At 73.9% G+C, this 10,644-nt stretch carries 10 protein-coding genes; 3 read left to right on the forward strand and 7 right to left on the reverse strand.

The window, feature by feature from the left end; translation table 11 throughout:
• From ACYC1Z_RS10345 to ACYC1Z_RS10355, 3 genes are all read right to left on the reverse strand, one after another.
• Positions 1-1,283 (reverse strand): DUF2079 domain-containing protein (locus tag ACYC1Z_RS10345; RefSeq protein ID WP_461409441.1); only part of this gene is annotated, 1,283 nt, incomplete at its 3' end.
• Between the two features lies 1 nt (position 1,284).
• Positions 1,285-4,023, reverse strand: a complete 2,739-nt coding sequence (locus tag ACYC1Z_RS10350) for a flippase-like domain-containing protein (protein ID WP_461409442.1) — start codon at positions 4,021-4,023, stop codon at positions 1,285-1,287.
• 70 nt (positions 4,024-4,093) lie between these two features.
• A complete protein-coding gene (locus tag ACYC1Z_RS10355) occupies positions 4,094-4,822 on the reverse strand; it encodes a CPBP family intramembrane glutamic endopeptidase (protein ID WP_461409453.1) in 729 nt (242 codons plus the stop codon).
• A gap of 197 nt (positions 4,823-5,019) precedes the next feature.
• Between ACYC1Z_RS10355 and ACYC1Z_RS10360 the strand changes: the two genes are divergently transcribed.
• Entirely contained in the window at positions 5,020-5,694 is a 675-nt protein-coding gene (locus ACYC1Z_RS10360) for an HAD family hydrolase (protein ID WP_461409443.1), read from the forward strand.
• Between the two features lie 222 nt (positions 5,695-5,916).
• Positions 5,917-6,531 carry a copper resistance CopC family protein gene (locus tag ACYC1Z_RS10365; protein WP_461409444.1) on the forward strand — a complete coding sequence of 205 codons (615 nt, stop codon included), beginning with the start codon at positions 5,917-5,919 and terminating at the stop codon, positions 6,529-6,531.
• Positions 6,532-6,549: 18 nt separating this feature from the next.
• Here ACYC1Z_RS10365 and ACYC1Z_RS10370 read toward each other — a convergent pair whose 3' ends face one another.
• The 3 genes from ACYC1Z_RS10370 to ACYC1Z_RS10380 all read right to left on the reverse strand — a co-directional run bounded on the left by ACYC1Z_RS10370 (position 6,550) and on the right by ACYC1Z_RS10380 (position 8,785).
• Positions 6,550-6,771, reverse strand: coding sequence for a hypothetical protein (locus ACYC1Z_RS10370; protein WP_461409445.1), 222 nt, complete (start codon positions 6,769-6,771; stop codon positions 6,550-6,552).
• A 35-nt stretch (positions 6,772-6,806) separates the two neighbouring features.
• Positions 6,807-7,088 (reverse strand): metal-sensitive transcriptional regulator, encoded by a 282-nt coding sequence (locus ACYC1Z_RS10375; protein ID WP_461409446.1) that lies wholly within the window; start codon positions 7,086-7,088, stop codon positions 6,807-6,809.
• Positions 7,089-7,282: 194 nt separating this feature from the next.
• The gene (locus ACYC1Z_RS10380) at positions 7,283-8,785 is read right to left on the reverse strand and encodes a hypothetical protein (protein ID WP_461409447.1); all 1,503 of its coding nucleotides are present in this window, start codon (positions 8,783-8,785) and stop codon (positions 7,283-7,285) included.
• An 89-nt stretch (positions 8,786-8,874) separates the two neighbouring features.
• On the opposite strand from ACYC1Z_RS10380, the gene ACYC1Z_RS10385 reads away from it, so the two are divergent.
• A complete protein-coding gene (locus ACYC1Z_RS10385; RefSeq protein WP_461409448.1) occupies positions 8,875-9,804 on the forward strand; it encodes a Ppx/GppA family phosphatase in 930 nt (309 codons plus the stop codon).
• Positions 9,805-9,815: 11 nt separating this feature from the next.
• Here ACYC1Z_RS10385 and ACYC1Z_RS10390 read toward each other — a convergent pair whose 3' ends face one another.
• Positions 9,816-10,505: a DedA family protein gene (locus ACYC1Z_RS10390; RefSeq protein ID WP_461409449.1), complete on the reverse strand. Its 690-nt coding sequence runs from the start codon at positions 10,503-10,505 to the stop codon at positions 9,816-9,818.
• Positions 10,506-10,644 lie beyond the last annotated feature (139 nt).

The following is a 10,644-nucleotide window of genomic DNA, read 5'->3' on the forward strand; positions in this document are numbered from 1 at the left end:
GTCGGCAGCATCACCAGCGTCGTCACCAGGGCGATCCCGACGGCGACACCCGCCAGCACGCCCGGGCCGACCGGGCCCGGTGGGCCAAGTGGACCCCGGCCGGCTGGACCCCGGCCGGCTGGCCCCGTGCGGGTGGCCACCCGCACGGGGCCCGAGCGCCGGCTGACGACGTCCAGAAGTGCCGCCGTCGCCACCGGCATGAGGATGGCGGAGTAGTGCCACTCCCACCCCCAGTAGTGCTCGACGTTGCCCAGGAAGCGCCACGCCAGCGTCGGCACCCACAGCCACACCAGCGGTGACGCCACCCCGACCACCCCCGCCGCCGCGACGAGCAGCGCCAGGGTCAGGTACTTCTCGCCGGGCACGAAGGCGCCGAGGACGACGTCGAGCACCGAGCGCTGCTCCTCGGTACCGAGCCGGCCGTAGTAGTCCCAGGTCTGGCGCGGGTTGAACGCCGGGAGCAGCACCGTGATCGTCACGACGAACCACACCGAACCCCACAGCACCAACGCGGCGCCGGCGCGGAGCTGATCGGGCCACGCGCGCGAACCACGTCGGTCGGCCCGCCCACCAGGTGGGCTGCCCGGTAGCCGATCGCGCCACCCGCGCGTACTCAGCCGCCCCCCGGCGCCGCGCCACCCACGCCACACCAGCACCGCACCCAGCGCCGCCACGGTCAGCCCGAGGTCCTCCTTGACCAGCACCAGCGGCGCCGCCCACAGCCCGCACGCCCGCCAGTGCCGGCGCAGGAACGCGGCGAGGGAGAACGCCAGCAGCGGCACCGCGAAGGCGATCTCGTGGAACTGCGCCGCGACCGCTCCCTGGATGCCCCAGCTCAGCCCGTACGCGACGCCGAGCACCGTCCCGCCGGCCGCGCCGAGCAGCTCACGGGCCACCGAGGTGATCGGCACCACCGAGAGCCCCAGCAGCAGGGCCTGGACCACGAGCAGCGTGAGCCCCGAGGGGAACAGCGCGTACACCGGGCCCAGCAGCACCAGCATCGGGTGGAAGTGGTCCCCCAAGAGGTTGAAGCCCGCGCCCTTGATCGTGACGACCGGCGCGTCGAGCCGGGAGTAGGCCTGTGCCAGCTGGGTGAAGATCCCGAGGTCCCATGACGGCGACTCCAGCAGCCGCCACTGCACCGTTGCGAAGAGCACGTACAGCGCGGCGACGACGGCGCCGAAGGCCCAGGGCACCCACCGGCCGGCCCGGCCGGCCCGCTCAGCCCGACCGGCCCGCTCGGCCCGACCGGCCCGCTCGGCCCGCTCGGCCCGCTCGGCCAAGTCAGATCACGTCGCGGCGCTGCAGGTAGCGCAGCGCTGCCCAGCCGAGCGGCACCCGCGCCCAGAACGTCGCCAGGCGGAACAGGACCGCCGTCGAGACCGCCGTCGCGTAGGGGATGCCCACCACACTCAGACCACCGGTGAGGGCGAGCTCGACCGGGCCGATGCCGCCTGGCGAGGGCACGATGGCGCCGATGGAGTTCGAGGCGAGATACGTGATCGCGAGCGACGTCAGTGGCAGCGTGTACCCGAACGCGGCCAGCGCCGCCCCGAACGCGCCCACGTAGCCCGCCGTCACGAGCAGGTTCCCGGCGATGCCGGCCACGAGCCGGCGGGGATTCGACCCGACGCTCACCAGCCGGGGCCAGACCTGCTGCAGCGTCGGGGAGGCCTTGGCCCACACCCACGCCCGTACCTTCGGGACGAGCAGCAGCACACCCACCACGCCCACGCCCCCCACGATCGCCCCGATCACCGCCGGTGACGGTGCGCTGACGCTGCCCACGGACCCGGTGAGGAGGGCGACGACGACGAGGAGCAGCACGGTGGTGACGAACTGGGAGACCTGGACCAGCCCGACCGTGGCGACGCCGAGCGGCAGCGCCACGCGTTCGCGGGTGACGTAGCGCAGGTTCAGCGCCGCGGGCCCGATCCCGGCAGGGGCGACCAGGGCCACGACCGACGCCGCCACCTGCACCAGGATGGTGCGCCACAGCGGCAGGCGCGTCGAGGAGAACGCCACCAGCGCCATCGCCGCGCCGGCGAACGTCAGCAGACCAAGCCCGAACGAGACCAGCATCCACACCGGGTTGGCGTTCACGACGGCGTCGGCGACCTCGGTGAAGCTGATGGAGGTCAGCAGCACGACCACCGCGACCACCGCGAGCGTCACGGTGATGACCGTGCGGGAGGAGAAGCGGGCGAGCTGGATCGGTGCGACGTCCGCCCGGGGGGTCAGCTCGATGAGCTGCTCCCGCAGTTCGGCCATGAGGCCGCGGTGGCCCTTGACGGCGTTGCGGGTTCGGCTCGGCAACGCCAGCGGCTGCAGCAGCGGCGCCATCGACGCCAGCTGCTCCCGGGAGAGCACCCGCGCCGCCGACGCGAGCGCCCGGGCGGGCCCGACCAGCACGGCGAGCATCGTCAGCAGCTGTGCGAGGTCCACGCGCCGGGAGAGCTCGGTGGAGATGATCTCGCCCGTCTCCCAGTCGACGATCCAGACCTGCCCCCGGGGGTCGATGTGCACCGCGCCGGCGTGGAGGTCCTGGTGCGCGAGCCCCTTGGCGTGCGCGGAGCGCAGCTGGGTCCAGACCTGGTCGAGCAGGGCGTCGTCGAGCTCGTCCGGGGCGAGCGCGTCCAGGGGGCGGGCGCCGGGGACGTGCTCGGCGGCGATGAGGACGGAGTCGCGCGCCTCGGTGACCCCGACCAGCTCGGGCGCGCGCACCCCCGCCGCCCGGGCGGCGAAGTTCATCAGGGTGGCGCGGTTGGCGGCCTCGCGCAGCGTCCGCGCCGGGCGGCTCTCCAGCCCGCGCAGCCGCAGGCTGGTCCAGATGTTCGAGAGGTAGCCGACGACGTGCCGGTCGCCGTCGAGCACGATGATGTCGTGGCGGACGCCGTCCGCGTCCCAGACGGCGTAGGTGCGGTTGGCGCTCTCCAGGTCGAGCGTGCCCGTCGCGGACGCCGCCGCCTCGACGAGCACCCGTTGCGGGTCGGTCAGGACGTCGGGCGCGATCGAGTCCCCCGTGGCACCTTCGCGGTCGACGGCGGCGACCAGGTCCGCGGGGCTGAGCCGCTCCCCGGGTGATGCGCCTTCGGGCCGCGTGGCGGGCCGGAGCCTGCCCGGGTGGCCGGGCTCGACGTCGGCGTCGTCGACCGCCACCGGTGAGGGCTCGCGCAACCGCTCGGTGTACCCGACGGGGGCCGAGCTCGTCACCGTCCACGCCTGCGCGTGGGTCTCGGGCGGCAGCGGGTCCGTCCGGACGACCCGGACCGGGTCCAGGCCGGCCCGGCGCAATCCCCGCACCAGGGCGATACCGGTCGCCCGCTCGTGCAGGACGCCGGAGGCGTAGCGCATGCCCAGCCCTGCGATGCGGCCGAGCAGCACGGTGATGAGGGCGCCGGGCAGGGTCTGCTCGCCCTGGACGATCGCCAGGCCGAGGACGACCCACAGCAGCGACCAGGACCAGCCGAGCATCCGGCTGGCGGACCGGTCACCCACCGCCGTCAGCAGGCCGGCGAGCCCCGCGACGTAGGGGTTGATGGCGATGACGGCGGCACCCTCGAGCGTGATCATGAGGCCGTTGGTCAGCGTCTGGGAGCCGAACGTGCCGACGAGCCACAGGGCGCCCTGGCTGAGGAGGCCGGCGAGGACGGCGGTGCCGGCGGCCTCGACGGCGGAGCGCCAGTTCCGGCGCAGGAGCCGGTCGATCAGCACGACGATCGGCACGAAGAGCGTCACGATGCCCTCGAGCACCGTGACCGGGAGCAGGAGGATCTGCCGCAGGCCGTCGGCGACGGCGGACTGGACGTCCGCCGTCACGCCCTGGGTGGTGGCGTTCGCGTACACGGCGAGGATGAGGACGGCGAGCACGCCCAGGCCGCTCAGGACGAGGGCTACCAGGTCGCCCGGGCGACGCACGCGTGCCTGCGGCGCGTCCACCAGCAGCACGGGGTGCGGTGCCTGGGGGTCCTCCGGCGGAGCGCCGGCGGTCACGGGGACGTCCCGCGCCGCGTCATCCGTCATGCTTTCGGAGTGTACGTGGCGGCTCCCCGCCCGGCCGAACACGGCACGGGGCCGGTCGTGGCGGGACGTTTCACGCCAGGCCGAGCGCCGTCAGGATCGATGCCGGCAGCAGTGCGTAGCCCACGAACGCGACGACATCGATCAGGGTGTGCGCGACGACGAGCGGCATGGTGCGCCGTCGTCGTCGGTAGTACTCCGCGAACAACAGTCCCATGGCGACGTTGCCGAAGAACGGTCCGATGCCCTGGTACAGGTGATAGCCGCCGCGCACGACGGCGCTGGTGGCGAGGACGGCGGCCGGGCGCCAGCCGAGCTGCTCGAGCCGTTCGACCAGGTAGCCGGCGACGATGACCTCCTCCAGGAGTGCGTTCTGCAGTGCCGCCAGGATGAGCACCGGCACCGTCCACCAGTGCTCGGTCAGGGCCGAGGCCTGGACCTCGACGGTGATGCCGAACGCCCGGCCCAGCAGGTAGAGCCCCAGGCCGGGGACGCCGATCAGGGCGGCGAGGCCGACCCCGGTGCCGAGGTCGCGCCACGGCCGGCGCCGGTCCAGGCCGAGGCGCGCCGTCGCCCGGCGGCCGGGCTCGGACAGCAGGAAGAGCGCCAGCGCGACGGGGACGAGGGCGAAGGTGATGTTGAGCAGCTGGTAGGTGAGGTCGACGTAGGGGCGGGTCGAGCGCGAGACGTTGAGCGCCGCCGTCTGCTGCCCCAGCGGGGTCTCGGCGGTGAGGCGGATGATGATGTTCACCAGCGCGTACACGGCGGACTGCCCCAGCGACAGGCCGAGCACGATGAGCACCTCGGCGCCGAGGCGTCGACGGGCGGGTTCCGCGACGGCGGCGGTGGTGGCTCTCGCCCCGGTGTCGGCGACGGCTCCGGTCGGGGTGGCGTGGAGCTCGGCGGCGGCCCCGGTGGGCACGGTGGGCCCGCTGCCCGCGGTGTCCCTCTGTTCGTTCACCGGGTCAGTCTCTCGCGCGCATCGGGCACGATGGGTGCATGGCACATGACGCAGTCACCGCCGTCGTCTTCGACCTGGACGGCGTGCTGACCGATACCGAGGCCGTCTGGGACGACGTGCGCCGCGGGCTGGCCGCCGAGGGCGGCGTGCCGTGGCCCGCCGAGGCGACCGAGGCGATGCTGGGCATGAGTACGCCGGAGTGGTCGGAGTACATGGCCACGACGATCGGCGTCGAGGGCGACGCGCGGCAGGTCGCGGAACGCACCATCGACGCCGTGGCCGAGCGCTACCGCGCGAACCTGCCCACCATGACCGGCGCCGTCGCGGCCGTCGAACGGCTCGGCGCCCGGTGGCCGCTGGGACTGGCGTCCTCCTCGCCGCGTCGGCTGATCGACGCCTCGCTCGCCACGCTCGGTATCGCGCGGCGGTTCGCGGCCACGGTCTCGACGGAGGAGGTCGCCGCCGGTAAGCCCGCCCCTGACGGGTACGCCCGCGTGTGCGAGCTCCTGGGCGTCGACCCGGCCCACGCCGTCGCCATCGAGGACTCGAGCAACGGCATGCGCTCGGCCGTGGCCGCGGGGATGATCGTGATCGCCGTCCCGCACGCGGCGTTCCCGCCCGCGCCCGATGCGCTGGCGCTCGCCACGGCCGAGGTGGGCAGCCTCGACGACGTCACCGTCGAGTTCGTGGCGGGGCTCGCGAACGGGCTCTGACGAGGCATGCCAGGGTCGCTCCCGGTCCAGCCCGGTCGTGCACGAGCCGGGCCGAGACCCAGCCCGGTCGTGTGCGAGCCGGGCCGTGACCCAGCCCGGTCGTGGGCGAGCCGGGCCGTGACCCAGCCCGGTCGTGGGCGAGCCGGGCCGACGAGGCCGCCGCGGGCCGCCCGGCGGCGGGGGCAGCCGGGGCCGATCACCCCCGGGCCTACCCTGGTCGGTATGTCACGCCTGGTCTCGCGGCTGCCGACCGTCGTAGTCGTCCTTGTCGGCATGCTCGCCCTTGCCGCGCCCGCCCACGCCCACGACGGCCTGGTCAGCGCGACCCCGGCGGACGGAGTGACCCTCACGGCTGTCCCGACCGAGGTGGTGCTGACGTTCAGCAACGAGCTCCTCGAGGTCGAGCCGGCCGTCGTGGTCCGCGACGAGGCGGGCGAGCAGCTCGACGATGTCCCGGTGGTGGTCGACGGGGTGACGGTCACCTGCCCGCTGCCGGTCGACATGCCGGACGGCAGGTACGACGTCGCCTGGCGGGTCGTCTCCGCCGACGGCCACCCCATCGAGGGGGCCTTCACGTTCACCGTCGCTGCCGGTGGCAGCGAGGCCGGTGGGGAGGACGCCGGGGCGCCGACCGTGCCGGACCCCACGGCGGGCGCGCCCGAGGGTGCCACGGACGCACCCGCCGCGACCGCCTCGGGTGCGGCGGACGACGAGGTCGCGGCCCCTGGGGAGAGCGCCGCGGCTGCGGGGCCGGGTGCGCTGATCTGGGGCATCGGCCTGCTGGCCGTCGCCCTCGTGGTGCTGATCGGCGTCGTGCTCCGGGCGCGACGGAAGTAGTCGGGTGCCGGCGCCGGCTCAGGCCGCCCGGCGCAGCCGCAGCGAGGTCCCGAGGACGATGACCGAGCTGGTGGCCGTCGCGGCGTCCGCGATCATCGGGTTCAGCAGGCCCAGCGTCGCCGACGGGATCGCGACGTCGGTGCCGGCGCCCCGGACGAGGCCGGGTCGGCCGCGGCGGATACCGGAGACCGTGTAGCCGGCCTCGTCGACCGCGGCGCGGTCGGTCTCGGTGGTGCTCATATGGGTGGCTCCCCTGGTGGTGCCACGGTGCGACGTCAGGACCGGACGAGCCGGGCGATCGCCTCGGACGCCTCGACGACCTTCGCCTGCCCCTCCTCGTGGGAGGAGCGTGCGGCGTCGACGACGCAGTGCCCGAGGTGGTCCTCGACGAGCCCGATGCCGACGGCCTGCAACGCCTTGGTCACCGCCGAGATCTGGGTGAGGACGTCGATGCAGTAGGTGTCCTCGTCCACCATGCGGGTGATGCCACGCACCTGACCCTCGATCCGCCGCAGCCTGTTGGCATACTGCTCCTTGGTGCCGCTGTAACCGGCCATGTCGTCTCCATCCCAGGGCGACCTGGGTCCGGTCGCACGTCTTGACAATGTACCCCGTCGGGGTATCGATGGGGGAACGCCCCAGAGGGCTTCGGGCCTCAGGCCCGAAGCCCTGAGCGTCGCCCGGGCCCGGCCTGGCCGTGCGACCCGGGTGTGCTGCGCCCGTCGTGCCGCGCCACGGCAACCGTCCTCTCTCAGCCTGCCGAGGAGGTCCCCGCCTCGGCGAGGCGGTCCCGCAGCCACTCGGGTGTGTGCTCCTCATCGCGCGGGTAGCGGGCCACGTCCTGGGCGAACATGCTCGCCGGGACCGGCTTCGTCCAGCGTGGCTCGTTGCTGCGATCGAAGTTGAGCGTGACCTTGCCGGTGCTCTCCACGGTCACGAGCGCCGTGTACCAGGCCCCCAGGCCGGGCTCGAACGTCACGTGGCGCAGCTCCGCCAGCGCGGCACCGACGTCTTCCGGCACGCCGGGCAGCACCTGCTCCTCCCCGCCCGCCGGCGTGGCTGCGGCCAGGACCTCCGCCTGCGTACCGACGATGCGGCACAGCAGCCGGGCCCGCGCCCACCCGGGGGGCGCCGCCTTGACGATGCCCTGTGCCACTCGCTGCAGCAGCGCCGACTGCCGCGCCGCGCGCTGGTCGGTCGACGCGGTCGCGGCGCCGCCCGCCCCGACCGAGACCACCGGCGCACCGATCCCCTGGTCGGGCGGCCTCGCCGTGCCGGCGCCGCCCGAGGCCGCCGCCGCGGCCCGCGCCCGCTGCACCTGCTCCGCCTTCGCCCAGGCGGTCGGGATCCGCTGGGTGTAGTTGACGTCCATGAGGTCGGCGAGCGCGACCGTTGCCTCGTAGACACCCGGGTCGATCTTGTCCATGAGGTTCTTCTCGGCGACGTCGGCGTCGTTTGCGAGCGAGGAGATGCGGCACCGCTGCACACCCTCGCTGTCCGGCCCCTGGTCCACGATGCGCACCAGGATGCCGTGCCAGCGGGCGGTGGCGTGGATCTCGAAGAGTTCGGACACCTCGGTGGGTGCGAGCTGCTTCGCCCACATCCCGGCCGAGGTCCGCGCGAAGCCGTGCTGCTCGGCGTCGGGCGCGGCGGTCACGACCGTGACGACGGCGGGCCGGCCGTCGTCGCCCGTGCGCACGTCCGCCGCGAAGGTGCCGTCCGCCGTCCGGGCCAGGGGACCCACGTACTTGGAGGGGAGGACGGCGTGGAAGGAGTCACCGTCGAGGTGGTTCTGCCAGCCGAACGCGACACCGTGATAGGTGCCGACGAGCTCCGGCTCCTCCGCGCCGGGGGAGAAGCGCCACAGCCGCGTGCCTGGCGTGAGGCGGGTGTGCTCGAGCCACGACAGGGGCGTGATGACGTCCTCGACGGTGGCGAGCCCGGTGCCCGTGAACGGTGGTCGGTCCAGGATCGGGCCGTCGGTGGCCTGCCGGCCCGCGTCGTCGTTGCCGCCCGTGGCGCGTACGAGCCCGGCCGTCGGCGGGGTCGGCAGATGCAGGACGTCGATGGGCTTCTCCGGCGCGAAGGGCGTGCCGGAGAAGCCGAGGCCGTGCAGCTCGAAGAGGCCCGCCGTCGTCGTGATGCCGGCGACGTCCGCCGCGGGGACCACGTACCCGAACACCCGGTCGAGACCCCGCTCGACGTAGGCGGTCGACAGCTGGGGAGTGACGGCCTTCTGCAGCACGATGCTCATGGATACGAGGTCTCCGGTAGGAACTGCGGTCATCACGACCTTATGCGGTGGGCGTGGTCGAGGGACACCGGCGGCCGTACCGTAGGCCCATGCGTCTGGGCGTGCTCGACATCGGCTCCAACACCGTCCACCTTCTCGTCGTCGACGCCGAACGGGACGCGCGGCCGGATCCGACGGCGTCCGAGCGGGCCACCGTGCGACTCATGCGCTACCTGGAGGACGACGGCCGCATCAGCACCGAGGGCGTGCGCGCGCTGCGCTCGGCGGTGGACCGGGCCGCCAGGGCGGCGGACACGCTCGGCGCGGAGGAGATGATCGGCCTCGCCACCTCCGCGATCCGGGATGCGACGAACGGCGCGGAGGTGCTGGCACAGCTCGAGAAGGTGGCGGGCGTGCCGCTCCAGGTGCTCTCCGGGAGGGAGGAGGCCGAGCTGACCTTCCTCGCCGCCCGGCGGTGGCACGGCTGGGTGTCCGGCCGGCTCCTCGTGGTCGACATCGGCGGCGGCTCGCTGGAGATCGCCATGGGGATGGACGAGCGGCCGGACTTCGCCGTCTCGGTCCCGCTGGGCGCCGGGCGCCTCACGCACGACTTCCTCCACTCGGACCCGCCCGGCCCGAGGGAGATCGAGCGTCTGAAGGCCTACGTCAAGGAGCAGCTGGGGCCGATCGCCGAGGCGATCGCGCGGCAGCCCGCCCCGCACCTCGTGGTGGCGACGTCGAAGACCTTCCGCTCGCTGGCCCGGCTCGCGGGCCAGCGCATGGTCGTCGTCGGCCCGGAGGAACGGCGCCGGATGCAGCTCGCCGACCTGCGGGACTGGACGCCCCGCCTGGCCCGGATCCCCGCCGAGCAGCGCGTCGAGCTCCCCGGCATCACGGCCGAGCGGACCTACCAGATCGTCGCGGGCGCGTACGTGGCCCAGCGCGTGATGAAGGTGCTCGGCGTCGAGGAGCTGGAGATCTGCCCGTGGGCCCTGCGTGAGGGCGTGCTCCTGCGGCGGATGGACCAGATGTCGGTGTGAGCGGCGGCGGGTCAGGCCGCGTCGTCGTCCAGCGGGGTGGCGGGGCCGGCCCGCCGCTGGAGGCGCATGGTGCGCACCCGGGAGATGGCGAACCACGCGAGCGCGGCGGCGACGACCCCGATGACGACGTACGTCAGCGTCCCGACGTAGCTCTCGACGACGTGCCACTGCTCGCCCAGCCAGTAGCCGGCGAGGATGAGGGCGGTGTTCCAGATCAGCGAGCCGGCCAGGGTCAGGGCGGTGAACAGCAGCAGCGGCATGCGGGTGATGCCCGCCGGGATCGAGATCAGGGAGCGGAAGATCGGGATCATCCGACCGATGAAGACGGTGCTCTTGCCGTGCCTGTCGAACCAGGCCTCGGTGCGGTCGACGTCCTCGATCTTGACCAGCGGCAGCCAGTTCATGATCGCGCGGGTGCGGGTGCGGCCGAGGATCGCGCCGACCCCGTAGAGCACCCAGGCACCCACGACGGAGCCGCCCGTGCACCAGACGATCACCTCGATGAGCCCGAGGCTGCCCTGGGAGGCGGTGAACCCGGCCAGCGGGAGGATCACCTCGCTCGGCAGCGGCGGGAACAGGTTCTCGAGCGCGATGAGCAACGCGGCGCCGAAGCCGCCGAGGGACTCCATGACGGAGACGGCCCAGGCGGCGACACCGGTGAGGGGGGCGCCGGACGTGGCGACGGTCAGCAGGGGAGTCACGTCTGCCAACGGTACGTGCCGGGCGGGTGTGCTGTCGTCCACCTCCGGTCGTAGGCGCTCGTCATCCCCGGGGAGGAGTCGGCCGGCGCGGTGGCGGCCGCCGACGCACCGCTCCGGGTCGCGGGGCGGGGGCGCGCCC

This window comes from Georgenia sp., from assembly GCF_054605595.1.

Excerpts from the sequence above, each read along its gene's own strand:
- ACYC1Z_RS10360 (WP_461409443.1), top strand. The coding sequence starts at position 5,020 with ATGGCACATGACGCAGTCACCGCCGTCGTCTTCGACCTGGACGGCGTG.
- ACYC1Z_RS10375 (WP_461409446.1), bottom strand. The coding sequence starts at position 7,088 with ATGGCCGGTTACAGCGGCACCAAGGAGCAGTATGCCAACAGGCTGCGG.
- ACYC1Z_RS10370 (WP_461409445.1), bottom strand. The coding sequence starts at position 6,771 with ATGAGCACCACCGAGACCGACCGCGCCGCGGTCGACGAGGCCGGCTAC.
- ACYC1Z_RS10380 (WP_461409447.1), bottom strand. The coding sequence starts at position 8,785 with ATGAGCATCGTGCTGCAGAAGGCCGTCACTCCCCAGCTGTCGACCGCC.
- ACYC1Z_RS10385 (WP_461409448.1), top strand. The coding sequence starts at position 8,875 with ATGCGTCTGGGCGTGCTCGACATCGGCTCCAACACCGTCCACCTTCTC.
- ACYC1Z_RS10350 (WP_461409442.1), bottom strand. The coding sequence starts at position 4,023 with ATGACGGATGACGCGGCGCGGGACGTCCCCGTGACCGCCGGCGCTCCG.
- ACYC1Z_RS10365 (WP_461409444.1), top strand. The coding sequence starts at position 5,917 with ATGTCACGCCTGGTCTCGCGGCTGCCGACCGTCGTAGTCGTCCTTGTC.